Source organism: Pseudomonas tremae (genome assembly GCF_023278125.1).
GTDB classification, from domain to species: domain Bacteria; phylum Pseudomonadota; class Gammaproteobacteria; order Pseudomonadales; family Pseudomonadaceae; genus Aquipseudomonas; species Aquipseudomonas tremae.
In genome coordinates this window covers 969,248-988,726 of the sequence record NZ_CP066270.1, presented here as the reverse complement: position 1 = coordinate 988,726, position 19,479 = coordinate 969,248, and the positions used below count along the sequence as shown (strand labels likewise).

Sequence of the window (19,479 nt, the reverse complement as noted above, 5' to 3'; positions counted from 1 at the left end):
AAGCCGGTAATTGTCCTACTTCGATAAGCTCAGAACAACCACCGGATATTATTGTCCCACTACAATCGCTCGTTGCAGGCCGCGCTTTCGGGTCCGCAGCGCAGCAAACACACGCATTGCATCAGTTTTTCCAACGGCTGTGGGTTTTGCCGACAGCCTTGTGTCATGATGCTCCCACCGCAGGTAAGCCGCCCTTCTTATATATGAATAGATCCTCCGCGTTGTTCCTTGCTCTTGCTTTTCTAGCCGGCTGCCAGTCCACAGGCCCCGCCTCGTCGCAGCCCGTGCCCGCTCAAAAAGACGCGCCTCCAGCGCCTGAACCCAAGCCGCAAGTCTATGGCTCGTTCACTCAGGACACGCTGGTCAGCCTGTTGAGCGCGGAGCTGGCCGGCCAGCGCAATCGTTTTGACATCGCGCTGGATAACTACGTCACCCAGGCGATAAAGACCCAGGACCCGGGTGTTTCCGAGCGCGCCTACCAGATCGCCGAGTACATGGGCGCCGACCAGTCGGCGCTCGAAACCGCGCTGGTCTGGGCGAAAAACGCGCCGACCAGTCTTGAAGCGCAACGGGCAGCGGCCATTCAGCTGGCGCGCGCCGGTCGCTACGACGACTCTCTGGTGTACATGGAGAGGGTTCTGCAAGGTCAGGGCGACACGCATTTCGACTTTCTGGCGCTGTCAGCTGCCGAAACCGACTCCGACACACGCAACGGTCTGCTCAAGAGCTTCGACCGTCTGCTGGGCAAATACCCGAACAACAGCCAGCTGATTTTCGGCAAGGCGTTGCTGCTTCAGCAGAATGGAGACGCCGAACAGTCGCTCAAGCTGCTGGAAGACAACCCGCCCAAAGAAGGTGAAGTAGCGCCGATCCTGCTCCGCGCGCGCCTGCTGCAAAGCATGAACCGCGGCAAGGAAGCAGTGCCCCTGCTGGAAAAAAGCATCAAGAAATACCCGGACGACAAGCGCCTGCGCCTGACATATGCACGCATGCTCGTCGAGCAGAACCGCATGGAAGACGCCAAAGTGCAGTTCTCCTCCCTGCTCAAGCAGTACCCCGATGACGACGAACTGCGCTTTTCGCTGGCACTGGTCTGCCTGGAAGCCAAGGCCTGGGATGAGGCCGCGGGTTATCTTGAAGAGTTGATCGAGCGCGGCGCCCACGTGGACTCCGCGCACCTGAACCTGGGTCGCATTCACGAAGAGCGCGAAGACCCGCAAAGCGCACTCAACGAATACGCTCAGGTCGGACCTGGTCCCGACTACCTTGCCGCGCAATTGCGCCAGGCCGATATTCTGGTCAGCAACGGCAACGGTGCCGAAGCGGCCAAACGCCTGTCCGAAGCGCGGGCCGAAGAGCCCGACTATGCGATACAGCTTTACCTGATCGAAGCCGAGACGCTGACCAGCAATGATCAGCTGGATCGTGGCTGGCAGGTTCTGGGGCAGGCGCTCAAGCAGTATCCGGATGACGTCAATCTGCTTTATACCCGTGCCATGCTGGCTGAAAAGCGCAACGATCTGGCGCAGATGGAAAAAGACCTGCGAACCATCATCAAGCGCGAGCCGGAAAACGCCATGGCGTTGAATGCGCTCGGCTATACCTTGTCCGACCGCACAACGCGCTACGCCGAAGCACGTCAGCTCATCGAGAAAGCCCATCAGATCAGCCCTGATGACCCGGCGGTTCTCGACAGCCTTGGCTGGGTGAACTACCGCATGGGCAATCTGGACGACGCCGAGCGCTATCTGCGTCAGGCACTTGAACGCTTCCCGGATCATGAAGTGGCTGCGCACCTCGGCGAAGTATTGTGGGCCAAAGGCGAACAGCGCGAAGCCCGAAAAGTGTGGGCCAAGGCCCTGGAACAACAACCCGACAGCACCGTCCTGCGCAGCACTCTGCGGCGCCTGACCGGATCAGAGAACCTTTAACGTCATGTTTTTGCGCCACGTAATCGTATTCAGCCTCATTGCCCTGCTCACCGGTTGCGCCGGGCTAACCTCTCGCGAATCCGTTCAAGGCAAGGGCGACCCTGCACAATGGCGCGAACACAAACAGCAACTGACCAACCTTGACGGCTGGCAGATCAACGGCAAGGTAGGCATCCGCGCACCAAAGGATTCCGGCAGCGGCACGCTGTTCTGGCTGCAACGCCAGGACTACTACGACATCCGCCTGTCAGGCCCGCTGGGTAGAGGTGCTGCGCGCCTGACCGGCAGGCCGGGCGCGGTAGTGCTCGAAGTGGCCAATCAGGGTCGCTATGAGGCCACTACGCCAGAAACTCTCCTGCAAGATCAACTGGGCTGGAAATTGCCGGTATCGCACCTTGTATGGTGGGTACGCGGCCTGCCCGCCCCCGACAGCAAAAGCAGCGTGACGCTGGATGGCGACAGCCGCCTGGCCAGTCTCGATCAGGATGGCTGGCAGGTGGAATACCTGAGCTACGTCGAGCAGAACGGCTACTGGCTGCCGGAACGGGTCAAGCTGCACGGCCAGGATCTCGACGTCACGCTGGTCATCAAGGACTGGCAGCCCCGCAAGCTGGGGCAATGATCATGAGCGCGCCACAACTGGTTTTGCCGGCTCCGGCAAAGCTGAACCTGATGCTGCACATCCTCGGCCGCCGCCCCGACGGTTACCATGAATTGCAAACCCTGTTTCAGTTTCTCGACTACGGCGACGAACTGGGTTTTGCAATCCGTGAAGACGGTGAAATCCGCCTGCAGACTGAGGTCCCCGGTGTTCCGCATGACAGCAATCTGATCGTCAAAGCCGCCCGCGCATTGCAACAACAGTCCGGCTGTACGCTGGGCATGGATATCTGGCTGGAAAAACGCCTGCCCATGGGCGGCGGCATCGGTGGCGGCAGTTCCGATGCAGCCACTACCCTGCTCGGCCTGAATCATTTGTGGCAACTGGGCTGGGATGAAGATCGTCTTGCCGCGCTGGGCCTGACACTGGGTGCCGACGTGCCGGTTTTTGTGCGTGGCCGCGCAGCATTTGCTGAGGGTATCGGTGAAATCCTGACCCCGGAAAACCCGGAAGAACCGTGGTATTTGGTGCTCGTGCCGCAAGTCGCTGTAAGTACAGCAGAAATTTTTTCAGATCCGTTGTTGACACGCGACACGCCGCCCATTAAAGTGCGCCCCGTTCCCAAGGGAAACAGTCGAAATGACTGTAAGGTGGTTGTAGAGAGGCGTTACCCGGAAGTACGTAACGCTTTGAATTTGTTAGGTAATTTTACCGAAGCAAAATTAACCGGAACTGGAAGTTGTGTGTTTGGGGCCTTCCCAAACAAAGCTGAAGCTGATAAAGTCTCGGCCCTTCTTACAGAGACCCTTACGGGGTTCGTAGCGAAAGGAAGTAACATCTCGATGTTGCATCGCAAGCTACAGATTCTGTAACAGGAATTGAGTGTCAAGCACTCGATTGATTCAATACAGGGGCGTCGCCAAGCGGTAAGGCAGCAGGTTTTGATCCTGCCATGCGTTGGTTCGAATCCAGCCGCCCCTGCCATTTTCTATACTCATCCAGGTTACCCTCAGCCTCTAGGTACTGCGCGTGTCCAAGATGATGGTCTTTACGGGGAATGCCAACCCCGATCTCGCTCGGCGTGTAGTACGTCAGCTGCATATCCCACTGGGTGATGTTTCTGTTGGAAAGTTTTCCGACGGTGAAATCAGCACTGAGATTAATGAAAACGTCCGCGGTAAAGACGTCTTCATCATTCAGCCGACCTGCGCACCAACGAACGATAACCTGATGGAACTCGTCGTGATGGCTGATGCCTTCCGCCGCTCCTCAGCGTCCCGAATCACTGCTGTGATTCCCTACTTTGGTTATGCCCGCCAGGACCGCCGTCCGCGTTCCGCACGTGTTGCTATCAGCGCGAAAGTCGTTGCCGATATGTTGACCGTAGTGGGAATCGACCGTGTGCTCACGGTTGATCTTCATGCTGACCAGATCCAGGGCTTCTTCGATATTCCGGTAGATAACATCTACGGCTCCCCCGTTCTGGTGGATGACATCGAAGACCAGCGCTTTGAAAACCTGATGATCGTTTCCCCGGATATCGGCGGCGTCGTGCGCGCACGTGCTGTTGCCAAATCTCTGGGTGTAGATCTCGGTATCATCGACAAACGCCGTGAGAAAGCCAATCACTCAGAAGTGATGCATATCATCGGTGATGTCGAAGGGCGTACCTGCATTCTGGTTGATGACATGGTCGATACCGCCGGCACACTGTGCCATGCGGCCAAGGCCCTGAAAGAGCATGGTGCCGCCAAGGTCTTCGCCTACTGCACACACCCTGTGCTGTCGGGCCGGGCCATCGAAAACATTGAAAATTCCGTGCTGGACGAACTGGTGGTGACCAACACCATCCCGTTGTCCGCCGCCGCTCAAGCCTGTGGCCGTATCCGTCAACTGGATATTGCACCGGTAGTCGCCGAAGCGGTTCGCCGCATCAGCAACGAAGAATCGATCAGCGCAATGTTCCGCTAAGGGGTTTCCCTTAGCCTGCACTTTGCTGACGAAAAGCGCCCCGCCCTGACATCCGGTCAGGGCGGGGCTTTTTTGCCCATACCGCCCGAGCGCTGGTCGCAAACGCGACGGTGGATGTGGTTAATTTGGAGATACAACATGAACGAATTTACCCTGAATGCAGAACAGCGTTCCGACCTGGGGAAAGGTGCGAGCCGCCGCCTGCGTCGTCTCGCCAGCCTGGTTCCAGCTGTCGTCTACGGTGGCGACAAAGCCCCTGAGTCCATCAGCATGCTGGCCAAGGAAGTTGCCAAGCTGCTCGAAAACGATGCGGCCTACAGCCACATCATCGAGCTGAACGTTGGTGGCAAGAAGCAAAACGTGATCATCAAGGCACTGCAACGTCACCCGGCCAAAGGCCATGTGCTGCACGCTGACTTCGTGCGCGTTATTGCTGGTCAGAAACTGACCGCAATCGTACCGATCCACTTCCTGAACGAAGAAGCTCCGGTCAAGAAAGGCGGCGAGATCTCGCACACTACCACCGAGCTGGAAGTGACCTGCCTGCCGAAAGACCTGCCTGAGTTCATCGAAGTAGATCTGGGCGCACTGGAAGTGGGTGACAACGTTCACCTGTCCGAGCTGAAAGCCCCTAAAGGCGTCGAATTCGTTGCTTTGGCACACGGTACTGACTTGGCAATCGCCAACGTCCACGCACCGCGCATCGTCAAAGACGAAGAAGAAGGCGAAGGTGAAGAAGGCGCTGCCGAGTAATTCATTACTTGGTAACGTCGGAGTTGCTCAGGAAACACCGCGAGCAATAGCAGGCAAAGCGGGCGAGATCGCGGAGTTTACATCATGGTAAATGAGCAGTTTTCGCCAGTATTGCCGCTGTCGCCAGCGGTTGAAACCACAACTCCAAAGGAAGAGCCCCTGTCGTGACCGCCATACAACTGATCGTGGGCCTGGGAAATCCAGGCGCTGAGTACGAACAGACCCGGCATAACGCAGGGGCTTTTTTTGTTGAGCGTATTGCTGCGGCGCAACGAGTCAATCTCGTTCCCGAGCGCAAATTCTTTGGCCTGACCGGGCGCTTCACGCATCAGGGTCAGGATGTTCGTCTGCTGATCCCCACCACCTACATGAACCGCAGCGGCCAGGCCGTCGCGGCACTTGCCGGTTTCTACCGCATTGCGGTCGAATCGATTCTGGTGGCGCATGACGAACTTGACCTGCCTCCGGGCGTTGCCAAACTCAAGACGGGCGGCGGCCATGGCGGTCACAACGGCCTGCGCGACATCATCGCGCAGCTCGGCAACCAGAACACATTTCATCGCTTGCGGCTTGGCATCGGCCACCCGGGCGATGCCAGCAAGGTATCCGGCTTTGTCCTGGGTCGAGCGCCACGCGCCGAACAGGAAAAACTGGACGCCAGTATCGATTTTGCCCTCGGCGTGCTGCCGGATATCCTCGCCGGTGAATGGAACCGGGCGATGAAAAACCTGCACAGCCAGAAGGCCTGACATCACTCGAGGGGAAACACCATGGGATTCAATTGCGGCATCGTCGGCCTGCCTAACGTCGGCAAGTCCACCCTGTTCAACGCGCTGACCAAATCAGGTATCGCAGCCGAGAACTTCCCCTTCTGCACCATCGAACCAAACAGCGGCATCGTACCAATGCCTGACCCGCGCCTGGCGGCCCTGGCAGCCATCGTCAACCCGAAGCGCATCCTGCCGACCACCATGGAGTTCGTCGACATCGCCGGCCTTGTGGCAGGCGCCTCGAAGGGTGAAGGCCTGGGCAACAAGTTTCTCGCCAACATCCGCGAAACCGACGCCATCGCCCACGTAGTGCGCTGCTTCGAAGACGAGAACGTGATTCACGTCTCCAACAGCGTCGACCCCAAGCGTGACATCGAGATCATCGACCTGGAACTGATCTTCGCCGACCTCGACAGCTGCGAAAAACAGCTGCAAAAGGTCACGCGCAACGCCAAGGGCGGCGACAAGGACGCAGTGGTCCAGAAAGGCCTGCTCGAGCAACTGATCGCACACTTCAGCGAAGGCAAGCCCGCCCGCAGCCTGATGAAGAGCATGAACAATGACGAGAAAGCCGTCATTCGCAGCTTCCATCTGCTGACCACCAAGCCGGTCATGTACATCGCCAACGTTGCTGAAGACGGCTTCGAGAACAACCCGCTGCTGGACGTGGTCCGCGCCATTGCCGAAGAAGAAGGCGCAATGCTGGTGCCGGTCTGCAACAAGATCGAAGCAGAAATCGCCGAGCTGGATGACGGCGAAGAGAAAGACATGTTCCTCGAAGCCCTGGGCCTCGAAGAACCCGGCCTGAACCGCGTAATTCGCGCCGGCTACGAAATGCTTCACCTGCAGACCTACTTCACCGCAGGCGTCGAAGAAGTCCGCGCCTGGACCGTCCGCGTTGGTGCTACCGCACCACAGGCCGCAGGTGTTATCCACACCGACTTTGAAAAAGGCTTCATTCGCGCTGAAGTCGTGGCTTACAACGACTTCATCCAGTTCAAGGGCGAGGCTGGCGCCAAGGAAGCAGGCAAGTGGCGCCTGGAAGGCAAGGAATACATCGTCAAGGACGGTGATGTGATGCATTTCCGGTTTAACGTCTAAACCATAGGCGGCTCTCATCCATCGCCCCAAAGGCCCCGTTAAGCGGGGCTTTTGCGTTTCTATGGGTCGGTGCGCAGCAGCCCGCAGTACTATTTCAGACCCCCTCGAATTATTTGCTGGGGATGTCTATTTTTCTATGTAAAATATCGTCCTTTAATCGTCGCTTATCCACGTCATTTTAAACATTCGTGTTTGACGCAAGCAGATGTCAAAGACGGCGACTGATCAGCGATTGTTTCCACGGACCGGGCAGAGCCTTGTCACAACCCAAGGTAGATACTCTTTTGAAGATCTTAGTAACAGGCGGTGCAGGCTTCATCGGTTCGGCGGTCATTCGGCACATCATTGCCAATACAACGGACTCCGTCGTCAACGTCGACAAGCTTACCTATGCGGGCAATCTTGAATCACTCCAGTCCGCGGATCAAAGCGAGCGCTATGCGTTTGAGCACGTCGATATCTGCAACCGCGAAGACCTCGATCGGGCCTTCAAAGAGCATCAGCCTGATGCCGTCATGCACCTGGCAGCCGAATCCCACGTAGACCGCTCCATCACCGGCCCGTCGGAGTTCATCCAGACCAACATCATCGGCACCTATGTGTTGCTTGAAGCTGCACGCGGCTACTGGAGCCAGCTGGATGAAGCGCGCAAGGCCAACTTCCGTTTCCATCATATTTCGACCGACGAAGTGTATGGCGATCTGGAAGGCCCGGAAGACCTCTTCACTGAAACCACCCCTTACCAGCCAAGCTCGCCCTACTCCGCCAGCAAGGCCAGTTCCGACCACCTGGTACGTGCCTGGAGCCGTACCTACGGCCTGCCGACCCTGGTCACCAACTGCTCCAACAATTACGGCCCGTGCCACTTCCCCGAGAAGTTGATCCCGCTGATCATCCTCAACGCGCTGGAAGGCAAACCACTTCCTATCTACGGTAAAGGTGATCAGGTTCGTGACTGGCTTTATGTCGAAGACCACGCTCGCGCGCTTTACAAGGTCGTGACTGAAGGCGAGATCGGCGAAACCTATAACATCGGCGGTCATAACGAGAAGCAGAACATCGAAGTGGTCAACACTGTCTGCGCCCTGCTCGACCAGATGCGCCCGGATTCGGCTCATCGTCCGCATGCCAGCCTGATCACTTATGTTCAGGACCGTCCTGGCCACGACCTGCGCTACGCAATCGACGCCAGCAAGATCCAGCGCGAACTGGGCTGGGTACCGGAAGAGAGCTTCGAGTCGGGCATTCGCAAGACCGTGCAGTGGTACCTCGACAATCCTGAGTGGGTTGCCCACGTCAAGAGCGGCAGCTACCAGCAATGGATCGACAAAAACTACACAGCACGCGCCGATAAATGATGAAAATTCTTCTGCTGGGAAAAAACGGCCAGGTCGGTTGGGAGTTGCAACGCTCTCTGGCGGTACTGGGCGAGGTCGTGGCGCTTGATCGCCACACCGTCTCTACAGACTATGGCGACCTTTCCGGGGACCTCTCCAACCTCGAAGGTTTGCGCAACACGATTCGCCGCGTTCAACCTCAAGTCATCGTCAACGCCGCGGCCTACACTGCCGTCGACAAGGCAGAGACCGAGCAGGAACTCGCGCATACGGTCAACGCTCTGGCAAGCCAGGTTCTGGCAGAAGAGGCCCACACGCTGGGCGCCCTGTTGGTTCATTACTCGACGGACTACGTGTTCGACGGTACAGGGACCACTGCGTGGAAAGAAAGCGACGCTGTGTCTGCGGTCAACTATTACGGCGCGACCAAGCTTGAGGGCGAACGACTCATTGTTGCTTCAGGCTGCAAGCACCTGATCTTCCGCACCAGCTGGGTTTACGCGGCACGCGGCAACAACTTCGCCAAGACCATGCTGCGACTTGCAAAAGACCGCCCCACGCTGAATGTGATCGCCGATCAGATTGGCGCACCTACAGGCGCAGAGTTGCTGGCCGATATAGCCACGGCGGCGCTGCAGCAAGCGCTTGCAAGGCCGGAACTCTGTGGCATCTATCACCTGGCGCCTGCCGGCGAAGTGTCATGGCATGCCTACGCGCAGTACGTGATTGACTACGCACGCGCCAATGGGGAACCTCTGGCGGTAGAAACGATCAACCCGATCGGCACAGCTGAGTATCCGACACCTGCGCAACGTCCTCTGAATTCGCGTTTGAACACAGAAAAGCTGCGCCACAATTTTTCTCTGCACCTGCCTGACTGGCAAAGTGGTGTAGCCCGAATGCTCATGGAAACTCTGAATAAATGACCACCATCAATCGTAAAGGCATCATCCTGGCCGGCGGCTCGGGCACTCGTCTGCACCCGCTCACCCTTGGCGTATCCAAGCAGATGCTGCCGATCTACGACAAGCCGATGATTTTCTACCCTCTGTCAGTGCTGATGCTGGCAGGCATGCGTGAAGTGCTGATCATCTCCACGCCAGAAGACTTGCCAAGTTTCCGCAAGCTGCTGGGCGATGGCAGCCAATATGGCATTCAGCTCACTTACGCAGAGCAACCTACGCCTGACGGCCTGGCGCAAGCCTTCATCATCGGCGAAGAGTTCATCGGCGAAGACCCTTGCTGCCTGATCCTGGGCGACAACATCTTTTACGGTCAGCACTTCTCCGACAACCTGCGCTCTGCCAGCCAGCAGACCAGCGGTGCTACCGTTTTCGGTTACCACGTTTCCGACCCGGAGCGCTTTGGTGTTGTCGAGTTCGACGACACAGGTCGCGCCTTGAGCATCGAAGAGAAGCCTTCAGAGCCGAAGTCGAGCTACGCAGTCACCGGCCTGTACTTCTACGACAATCAGGTTGTTGAAATCGCGAAGAGCATCAAGCCTTCCGAACGTGGCGAGCTGGAAATCACCGACGTGAACCGCGCTTACCTTGAGCAGAAGAGCCTGACCGTAGAGATCCTGGGGCGCGGCTTTGCATGGCTCGACACCGGCACGCACGAGTCGCTGCTGGAAGCGAGCCATTTTGTGCACACCATCGAGCAACGTCAGGGCTGGAAAGTCGCTTGCCTGGAAGAAATTGCTTACACCAATGGCTGGATCACTGCCGCTCAGTTGGGTGAACAAGCCCAGAAACTGAAGAAAACCGGTTACGGGCAGTATCTGCAGAAGCTGCTCGACCTGGGCTCGTTCTAAGACTGCCAACCTCTATTCCATACCGCAGGGCTGCGAACAGTATGTCGTCTGTTACTCCAAAGGTCGCCGTGCTGTTGGCAGCCTACAACGGCAGGTCATGGATAGAGGCGCAACTTGAATCCATTCTGATGCAGACACATGTCTGCGTCAGCGTGTTCATCAGTGTCGATACCTCTACGGACGGCACTGAAGCGTGGTGTGCCGACTATGCGCAGCGCCATGCAAACGTCACCCTGCTGCCGCTTGCCGCACGATTCGGCGGAGCGTCGCGCAATTTCTTTCGCCTGATTCGGGATGTGGACTTCTCTTCGTTCGATTACGTGGCGTTTTCCGATCAGGACGATATCTGGTATCCAGATAAGCTTGAGCGCGCCGTATCGGCCCTGAAGCCCGGCAACCATCACGCCTACTCCAGCAATGTCATCGCCTTCTGGCCGAATGGGCAACGCCTATTATTGGACAAGGCCCAGCCTCAAGTTCGATGGGACCATCTTTTTGAAGCGGCCGGCCCCGGCTGCACCTATGTTTTGAGCCGCCCTCTTGCGGATGCCTTCAAGGCGTCGCTTATTGCGCAGTGGGACGCGGCACAGGCTGTCAGTTTGCATGACTGGTACTGCTACGCATTTGCTCGCAGCCAAGGCTATCACTGGCTTATCGATCCGGCTCCCGGCATGGACTATCGTCAACATGCCAATAACCAGGTTGGCGCCAACACCGGGCTGGCTTCACTGCTCACTCGCCTGAAAAAGATTGCTGACGGCTGGTGGGCCGGACAGGTGCTGTTGATCAGCCAGTTGACCGGGGGCAACGAAGCGCTACCCACGGGGAAGACGGCTGGCACACGATGGCTATTTCTTCGCCTCGCGTTCAAGGCACGAGAGTGCCGCAGAAGACCCCGAGACAAGCTTTTTTTCATAATTGCCTGCCTGGCAGCTACGCTGAACAAACCTGAACAGCCCGATAATCGCTAGACTGCAAATCCGGCTCATCCACAGCTGTATATTTCCCTGCCCACCTGCGAAGTGCCTTTCGCAAGCTTTTGAAAAAGCAGCATTTAAGTATCTTTGCATGACAGCAAAGGTTGCCAGACATCACTTATGGCCGGGCATCGGACAGCACGCCGCAGACGCTTAATTTCACGGCCGCTGAATGTTCTCAAGCGGCCGCTTATGTTAATGTGCAGACCTTAGATTTCGGTATCAGAAGCGCAATGAAGCCGGTAGCCAGAACGGAACCAGAGTCGAAAGGCAGGGTCATTTGTACCGCCCAGCCAGGGACGCCAGGCCCAAGTTGCCCTTACAGCAATGAGTTCACATACCGGATACGCTTTATTTAGTAAAACCGTCCTGCAATGAAGACCTCGTGTTACTCATCGTCGGAACCTACGTCGGAAAATTACAAATAGACGATGCATGCTCCGCGCCCCTCAGCGACGACAGAACCATCCCCTTATCCAGCGCGAAGACTTCCCGCCCAGGCGGCCAGTCTGTGCCGCACACGATGCCAATGAGCTTCGATACCGTAAACCGCCTTTTACTGGCGCAATCACATTCCCTGGCGCAGGCGCTTTTCTACGCGCGCCCGCCCCAACCAAGGTTGCATGAGCAGACCTTGATGAGCATTTCGGAGATACGTTACCTATGAATGCAACACGCCTCGCCATTCCAGACGTCATCGTGTTCGAGCCCAAAACATTCGGCGACAAACGCGGCTTTTTCTTTGAAAGCTTCAACCAGAAGGCATTCGAAGAGGTCGTGGGTCGGCCTGTGAAGTTCGTTCAGGACAACCACTCTCGTTCAGTAAAAGGTGTACTGAGGGGCCTGCACTATCAAATTCAACAGCCCCAGGGCAAGCTTGTACGCGTAACCGTAGGCGAGGTGTTTGACGTCGCCGTCGACCTGCGCAAGAGCTCCCCAACCTTCGGCAAATGGGTGGGCCTGCATCTCACCGCCGAAAACAAAAAACAGTTGTGGATCCCGGAAGGCTTTGCTCACGGCTTTGTCGTGCTGTCCGAAAGCGCCGAGTTCTTGTACAAGACCACTGACTACTGGGCGCCTGAGCATGAGCGCAGCCTGGTGTGGAACGACGCAAGCGTAGGCATCGAATGGCCATTCAGCGAAGCGCCCTCCCTCTCCGCAAAGGACCAGAAAGCCGTCGCCTTCGAAGACGCTGAGGTATTCGCGTAATGAATCCTCACCAAACACCCTCGGCGGGACCTCTACGCCTGGTCAGCAGCCTGTGGACGAACAGGTCATTGATCTCGCAAATGACCAAGCGTGAAGTCATTGGCCGCTATCGTGGCTCGGTAATGGGCCTGGCCTGGTCATTCTTCAATCCGGTCTTGATGCTGGCGGTTTATACCTTCGTTTTTTCCGAAATTTTCAGCGCACGCTGGGTCGGCGTAGACACTGGCAAAGGCGGCTTTGCCATTCTTCTGTTCGTCGGCATGATCGTGCACGGCCTGTTCGCAGAATGTGCCAACAGGGCGCCGTCTCTGGTCATGAGCAACAGCAATTACGTCAAGAAAGTGGTTTTCCCGCTGGAGATCCTGCCAGTCATTACCTTGGGCTCGGCACTCTTCCACAGTTGCATCAGCCTGATCGTGCTTGTGATCGCGCAATTGTTGATATCGCACACGCTCTACTGGACCGCACTGCTGTTCCCGTTGATTCTGGTGCCACTTATATTGGGCACTTTGGGCATCAGCTGGTTTCTCGCCTCGCTGGGTGTATACCTGCGCGATGTCGGCCACGTGATCACCGTGCTGACTACCGTTCTGTTGTTCCTGTCGCCTGTTCTTTATCCTGTAGCTGCGCTCCCTGAAGTGTATCGCCCGTGGCTGCAGATGAACCCGCTGACCTACATTATTGAAGAAAGCCGGAGCGTACTGCTGTTCGGCAACCTCCCCCACTGGGACAGCCTGGGCATCGCAATTGCCGTCGGTGCGGTAATTGCTGTCATCGGGTTCTGGTTCTTCCAAAAGACACGTAAAGGATTCGCTGATGTCATCTGATCAACCGGTTATCAGCGTACAAAACGTATCGAAGTGTTTTTACACCTACGACAAACCCCACGACCGCCTGAAGCAAGCGCTTGTACCGAGACTTCAGCGCTGGTCAGGGCAGGCAGCAACCACGACCTACGGCAAGGAATTCTGGGCGCTACGCGACGTCAGCTTCAATGTTGGTAAAGGCGAAACGGTTGGCATCGTCGGCCGCAACGGCTCGGGCAAGTCCACCTTGCTGCAGATCATCTGCGGCACGCTGAGCCCTACCATCGGCGAAATACACACCCGTGGCCGAGTAGCGGCGTTGCTGGAGCTTGGCTCGGGGTTCAATCCAGAGTTCACTGGCCGCGAGAACGTGTACCTGAACGCCGCAGTATTAGGCCTGACGCGTGACGAAGTGGACGAGCGCTTTGACGCGATCGCAGGGTTTGCCGACATCGGCGAGTTCCTTGATCAGCCGGTCAAGTCGTACTCGAGCGGCATGGCCGTACGCCTGGCATTTGCGGTTCAGGCCCAGGTCGATCCGGAAATTCTCGTCGTGGATGAAGCTCTTTCCGTGGGCGATGCCCGCTTTCAGGCCAAATGCTTCGAGCGCCTGAGACAGCTGAAAGAAAACGGCACCAGTATTCTCTTGGTTACTCACTCCAGCGAGCAGGTCGTTACTCACTGTAATCGCGCGATTTTGCTTGAAAAGAGCAGGATCGAGATGATTGGCGAATCGCGTCCTGTTATCAATCGTTATACCGATCTTCTGTTTGGGCGTGACAAGAGCCCGATTACCGACAAAAGCCTGGACCTTGCCGAAGCCGAGCGTGTAGAAGCCGCGCCAGTCGAAGCCGACAAGATAGCGCTACGCTTCGACGAAGATGTGTACGCCAGCAGGCCAGGCTACAACCCTCATGAATACCGCTGGGGGGACGGTGCTGCAACATTGCTCGACTTCCATATGAGCGCTTCGGGACGGGAGTTCCCCAACAGCGTCGAGTCGGGTGAAGACATCGTTCTTGATCTGGCACTGAGGTTTAACAGCACGGTGGTCAACCCGATTATCGGCTTTACGATCAAGACCAAAGAAGGCGTCACCGTTTACGGCACCAACTCCTATATGCAGGACTGCGAGGGCACCGCGCTGATCGGCAATGCCGGCAAACAGGCCAAGGCTCGCGTGAAATTCAAAAACGCACTGGCAACCGGTGATTACTTCATTTCCATAGGCATTGCCTCCCGGCAAAGCGAAGACATAGTGCCCCACGACCGACGCTATGATTCGATACATTTCGTCGTAGAACCTACTCCGAAGCTACTGGGCTTGATAGACCTGGGTGCCTCCATGGACATAGAACCGGTAATTGCTGATGTTTGAACTGGATAAATACGGCTATAGCCTTGATGCAAGCACTGGGGTTTGGGTGCGTTCCGATTATCAAGGCATCGCGTACAGCGACGGCGATAATTCTGAAACCGAGCTGGCCAGTATCGTACGTGAAGCGAAGGATGTATCAGTACTGTCCAGTGAGCTGCCACAGTACTGCACTGACTGGCCCAAGCTTTATCACCTGACCTCCAGCCGTGGAAATATCTTCCGGCCGTTCGAGAGTCTCATCAAAGGCAAATCAATCCTTGAGATAGGCGCAGGATGCGGCGCAATAAGCCGTTACCTGGGTGAAGCAGACGCTACGGTCCTGTCCTTGGAAGGCAGCCCACGACGCGCAGCAATTGCCGCAAGCAGAACGAGAGACCTGGATAACGTCACCGTACTCGCTGAAAGGTTTGACGATTTTAAAGTCGACCAACAGTTCGATGTAGTGACACTGATCGGTGTTCTCGAATACGCCAGCATGTTCAGCGCAGATGCTGACCCGGCTTTCGGCATGCTGAATCGCGTTCGCAAACTGTTGAAACCTGACGGCCACCTGTTCATCGCCATCGAAAATCAGCTGGGCCTCAAATATTTTGCAGGCGCACCAGAAGACCATGTCGGCGTTGCGATGTATGGCATCGAGGGACGATATATAGATCGGCAGCCGAAGACATTTGGTCGAAAAGAGCTGCAAGCGCTGATTGCTCGCGCAGGGTTCAAGGCGTCGGATTTTCTATCCCCCTACCCCGACTACAAAATTCCGAACTCGATCATCACTGAAAGCGGCTTCAAGTCGCAAGACTTCGACGCGGCTGCGCTCGCCTCCCAGAACACTCGAAAAGATCCACAACTGCCTGCAAACACCACATTCAACCTGGAAAGAGCGTGGCCCGTTGTCATTGATAACCACTTGGGCATGGACCTCGCCAACTCTTTCCTGGTAGTTGCCTCCTGCCAGCCAGAACAGATGGTGCCGACCGATATCCTGGCGTACCACTACAGCACAGGCCGTAATGCCGAATATTGCAAAGCGACCGTGTTCGTCGAAACGCCTGAAGGCATCGAGGTTCGCTACCACCGCCTTAGTGACAACCCCGTACCGGAAAGTCTTGGTGATGCGCACAAGTTCATTCTTCCCGACGCGCATGGTTACGCCAAGGGTTCGCTGCTGAGCCTGAAATTCTACGAGGCCGCATCAACTCACAACTGGAACGTGGCCACCTTCACACCGTTTCTATCACTGTATGTAAACAGCCTCAAACAGCTGCTTGCATCGGAAGGCCATGATCTTGCACTTGATCATGTAGACGAGCGCCTGCCAGGTCACTATATCGATGCCGTTGCGCAGAACATCATCCTTGACAGCGAAGGCCAGCCGCACCTGATCGACATCGAATGGGAAATGGTCGAAGGTGTGGAGCTGGGGCATTTGCTGATGCGTGGTTTGCTGCTGCTGATTGCCAGCGCAGTACCTTTCCACCCAACTGCAACTATGATCAGCAGGCGCGACTTCATTATCCAGTTGATGGCCAGCGTCGGCCTGACAGTGACGGATGAAGAGCTCAATCGCTTTGCTGTACTCGAAGCCATGTTCCAGGAAAAAGTCACCGGTCGTGAGGCTGCCAGCTTTCTGAACTGGGCACCCGATGCCACCATTCAGAAGACGGGTTCGCAGTTAAACGAGGCGCCTAAGCTGGCAACGCTTTATCTGGGCGATGCTGAAGGAGGATTCGCTGAAGACCGGACAAAAACCCAGCGTGTTCACGACGGTTTTCAGACGGTTATTTTTGAAGTTCCCGCTTCAGCCCGATGCGCCTCTTTACGTTTCGACCCCACCAACTTGAGGCAGTCATTTTCGATCAGCGCCATCAAGGTTTACAGTTCGAACGCGAAGTTATGGGCGTGGTACGACAATACGGATGCTCAACTGGCTTCCGCAGGCGTCACAGCATTCTCCAGCGATGCCAACGGCACGTTGTTCATGGCACTCAACGATGATCCGCACGTGATGTTGCCTGCCGATCTGAATTCGCTGATTACGGGTAAGTCATTCAAAGTCCAGATCTCGTTCACCCTGCTCACTGAAGGTCAGGTCGCTGAACGACTGCTTCAACAAGAAGAAGAGCTCAAACAGGCACTTGAAACCACCTCGGACCTGAGCCTTAAAGAGCACTCTGCACTTGAGGCTGTCGAAGCGGCAAATCTGGCGGAGCAAGAGAACCACCGCCTCGCCTTGGCCAATATAGAAATTGAAAACCTGTCCGTTCAGGAAAGCCATCGCCTGGCGTTGAATGAGCTGGAAGCTGCCAATGCAGCGCTTCAGGAAAGCCACCGCCTGGCGTTGAGTGAGCTGGAAGCTGCGAATGCAACGCTTCAGGAAAGCCATCGTCAGGTGCTGGCAGACCTTGAAACCCAAAAACTGGCCATGCAAGAAATCCACCGGCAAGAGCGGGAGGAGCTTGAAGCTCAAAACCTCGCCATTCTGGAAAGCAATCGGCTCAAGTTGATGGAAGCCGAAAGCGAGCATCTGGCGGCTCTGGAAACCCACCGTGCAGCACTGATGGGGCTTAAAACCGAAAATCTTGCCTTGCAAGAGAGCCATCATCTCAGGCTGAAGGAGTTCGAAGCCGAGCACCTGTCTTTACAAGAGAACCACCACACCACGTTGGCGGATCTTGAAACTAAAAATCTGGCCTTGAAAGAAAGTCATCACCTCGCATTGACGAGTATCGAGACCGAAACGCTGAATCTGAAGCAACATCAGCGTCGAGTACTGGATGGCCTTGAAAGCAAAAACCTGATGCTGCTGGAAAATCATCGCCTTGAGCTGGAAGGCAGAGATACTCATATTCATAATTTGAACCTGAATATCATCTCGATGCAGTCCTCTTACAGCTGGAAGGTAACAGCGCCGCTCAGGAAAGTGACGAGGTCTTTCTTTAGAGCAAAGAGCATCCTCACTTCGCTGCCTATGATTATTCGACGCGGCGGTGGTGTGTCAGGCACAGCAAAGAAAGCATATCGAGTTTGGCGAGCGAGAGGTATTGCTGGCGTCATTGCTCAAGCGCGGTGGGCCAAAACCAGCACAGTGCAGGCAATGCCCGGAAACAGGAATGACTATGCTTTATGGGTGCAGCAATACGACACTCTCGACGATGTAAAAATAAACCGCATCAACGATGACATAGCTCATTGGGGCGAGGGCCCGGTCATTTCCATCATCATGCCGGTCTACAACCCTCCTCTGGATTTACTGCGCGAAGCGGTAGAGAGCGTTCGTGCCCAACTCTACCCACAGTGGGAGCTTTGCCTTGCGGACGACGCATCGACTGATCCGGAAGTTATTGAATACCTGAAATCGTTGAGTGCTCTCGATGACAGGATCAAAGTCGTTTTTCGTGAGCACAATGGGCATATTTCAGCGGCGAGCAATTCGGCGCTTGAAATCGCCACGGGCGAATTTGTCGCAATGATGGATAACGATGATTTGCTGCCCCTACATGCGCTCTACTGGGTTGCTAAAACGATTCGTGAAAACCCTGATGCCGGTCTTATCTACTCCGATGAAGACAAGATCAGTACGGACGGCAAGCGCAGTTCGCCCCACTTCAAGTCAGACTGGAACGAGTTCCTGTTCCGCTCGCAGAATATGGTTTGCCACCTCGGCGCCTATCGCAGAGACCTTGTCAACGAAGTCGGACAATTCCGAACGGGTTTTGAGGGCGCTCAGGACTATGACCTGGCACTGCGGTGCGTAGAAAAGCTTGAACGGAACCAGATTATTCATATCCCTCGTGTGCTCTACCATTGGCGCATACACGCCGGCAGCACTGCGATGGCAGGTGATGAAAAACCTTACGCGGCGCTGGCTGGGGTCAAGGCACTGGATGAACACCTGGAGCGCAAAGGCGGCGTCGGAATCGCCGAGTTGTCTTCTTTGGGTATGTATCGTGTTCATTACGCATTGCCAGCGTCGCCGCCACTGGTGAGCCTGATAATTCCCACCCGGAATGCCCATGCCCTCGTCAAACAGTGCATCGACAGCATCAAGCAACTGACGACGTATACTCATTATGAAATCATCCTGATAGACAACGGCTCCGACGAACCGGAATCGCTCGAGTATTTTGCTCAGCTCGATCAGGAAGAGAACATTCGCGTCATGCGTGATGAAGGCCCATTCAATTACTCAGCGCTCAATAACGCGGCAGTGCGTATAGCGAACGGCGAACTGATCGGGCTTATCAATAACGATATCGAGGTCATCACCCCTGAATGGTTGAGTGAAATGGTCTCGATAGCCCTACAGCCCAACGTCGGAGCCGTAGGAGCACGCCTGTGGTATCCGGATGATCGGCTGCAGCATGGTGGTGTCATCACTGGCTTGGGCGGCGTTGCCGGGCACTCCCATAAATACCTGCCCAAAGGCGCACCTGGTTATTTCTGCAGAGCAGAGTTGATCCAGGAGTTTTCCGCAGTAACTGCCGCCTGTTTGATTATCAAAAAATCCACGTTCGACCAGGTCGGAGGATTGGAGGAGGAGCACTTGAAAATCGCCTTCAACGATGTGGACTTCTGCCTCAAAGTCAGAGAGGCAGGCTACGTGAACGTATGGACGCCATTTGCGGAACTCTACCACCATGAATCTGCAACCCGTGGTCTTGAAGACACCCCGCAAAAGCAAGAGCGCTTCGCCAAGGAAATCGAATACATCAAGTCACGCTGGCCTGATATTATAAACGACTATGCCTACAGCCCAAACTTGACTTTGGAAAACGAAGACTTTGGGCTGGCGTGGCCACCGCGTGTAAAAAATCAAGTGCTGGCAGGATAAA

The 19,479-nt window shown here is 55.9% G+C and carries 15 protein-coding genes and 1 tRNA gene; all 16 read left to right on the top strand.

The annotated features are described in order from the left end of the window. Nucleotides 1-203 precede the first annotated feature (203 nt). The 16 genes from I9H09_RS04535 (at nt 204) to I9H09_RS04460 (ending at nt 19,478) form a co-directional block, all read left to right on the top strand. Complete coding sequence (locus I9H09_RS04535) at nt 204-1,931, top strand: tetratricopeptide repeat protein (protein WP_024670116.1); 1,728 nt, start codon at nt 204-206, stop codon at nt 1,929-1,931. A 4-nt stretch (nt 1,932-1,935) separates the two neighbouring features. After that, entirely contained in the window at nt 1,936-2,553 is a 618-nt protein-coding gene (lolB, locus tag I9H09_RS04530) for a lipoprotein insertase outer membrane protein LolB (RefSeq protein WP_122347091.1), read from the top strand. A 2-nt stretch (nt 2,554-2,555) separates the two neighbouring features. Next, complete coding sequence (gene ispE, locus I9H09_RS04525; protein ID WP_122347095.1) at nt 2,556-3,404, top strand: 4-(cytidine 5'-diphospho)-2-C-methyl-D-erythritol kinase; 849 nt, start codon at nt 2,556-2,558, stop codon at nt 3,402-3,404. A gap of 37 nt (nt 3,405-3,441) precedes the next feature. After that, nucleotides 3,442-3,516: transfer RNA gene (locus tag I9H09_RS04520), tRNA-Gln, on the top strand. Nucleotides 3,517-3,561: 45 nt separating this feature from the next. Next, nucleotides 3,562-4,503, top strand: a complete 942-nt coding sequence (locus tag I9H09_RS04515; RefSeq protein WP_003317125.1) for a ribose-phosphate pyrophosphokinase — start codon at nt 3,562-3,564, stop codon at nt 4,501-4,503. Between the two features lie 138 nt (nt 4,504-4,641). Further along, nucleotides 4,642-5,256, top strand: coding sequence for a 50S ribosomal protein L25/general stress protein Ctc (locus I9H09_RS04510; protein WP_005891139.1), 615 nt, complete (start codon nt 4,642-4,644; stop codon nt 5,254-5,256). A gap of 164 nt (nt 5,257-5,420) precedes the next feature. Further along, nucleotides 5,421-6,005: an aminoacyl-tRNA hydrolase gene (pth, locus tag I9H09_RS04505; RefSeq protein WP_024670113.1), complete on the top strand. Its 585-nt coding sequence runs from the start codon at nt 5,421-5,423 to the stop codon at nt 6,003-6,005. Between the two features lie 21 nt (nt 6,006-6,026). Beyond that, nucleotides 6,027-7,127, top strand: coding sequence for a redox-regulated ATPase YchF (gene ychF / locus I9H09_RS04500; RefSeq protein WP_024670112.1), 1,101 nt, complete (start codon nt 6,027-6,029; stop codon nt 7,125-7,127). Nucleotides 7,128-7,411: 284 nt separating this feature from the next. Then, nucleotides 7,412-8,485 (top strand): dTDP-glucose 4,6-dehydratase, encoded by a 1,074-nt coding sequence (gene rfbB, locus I9H09_RS04495; RefSeq protein WP_122347090.1) that lies wholly within the window; start codon nt 7,412-7,414, stop codon nt 8,483-8,485. Next, nucleotides 8,485-9,390, top strand: a complete 906-nt coding sequence (gene rfbD / locus I9H09_RS04490) for a dTDP-4-dehydrorhamnose reductase (protein ID WP_122347089.1) — start codon at nt 8,485-8,487, stop codon at nt 9,388-9,390. Before rfbB ends, rfbD begins: the two co-directional genes overlap by 1 nt. Further along, nucleotides 9,387-10,277, top strand: a complete 891-nt coding sequence (rfbA, locus tag I9H09_RS04485; protein WP_005891123.1) for a glucose-1-phosphate thymidylyltransferase RfbA — start codon at nt 9,387-9,389, stop codon at nt 10,275-10,277. Before rfbD ends, rfbA begins: the two co-directional genes overlap by 4 nt. 41 nt (nt 10,278-10,318) lie before the next feature. Then, entirely contained in the window at nt 10,319-11,248 is a 930-nt protein-coding gene (locus I9H09_RS04480; protein ID WP_055002211.1) for a glycosyltransferase family 2 protein, read from the top strand. A 669-nt stretch (nt 11,249-11,917) separates the two neighbouring features. Then, on the top strand, nt 11,918-12,463 hold the full coding sequence (rfbC, locus tag I9H09_RS04475) for a dTDP-4-dehydrorhamnose 3,5-epimerase (protein WP_053480645.1): 546 nt from the start codon (nt 11,918-11,920) through the stop codon (nt 12,461-12,463). Beyond that, nucleotides 12,463-13,290: an ABC transporter permease gene (locus I9H09_RS04470; protein ID WP_024670109.1), complete on the top strand. Its 828-nt coding sequence runs from the start codon at nt 12,463-12,465 to the stop codon at nt 13,288-13,290. The genes rfbC and I9H09_RS04470 overlap by 1 nt, the downstream gene beginning before the upstream one ends. Next, nucleotides 13,280-14,647 carry an ABC transporter ATP-binding protein gene (locus I9H09_RS04465; protein ID WP_024690458.1) on the top strand — a complete coding sequence of 456 codons (1,368 nt, stop codon included), beginning with the start codon at nt 13,280-13,282 and terminating at the stop codon, nt 14,645-14,647. The genes I9H09_RS04470 and I9H09_RS04465 overlap by 11 nt, the downstream gene beginning before the upstream one ends. Next, nucleotides 14,640-19,478: a glycosyltransferase gene (locus I9H09_RS04460; RefSeq protein WP_122347094.1), complete on the top strand. Its 4,839-nt coding sequence runs from the start codon at nt 14,640-14,642 to the stop codon at nt 19,476-19,478. Before I9H09_RS04465 ends, I9H09_RS04460 begins: the two co-directional genes overlap by 8 nt. The last annotated feature ends 1 nt before the right edge of the window (nt 19,479 follow it).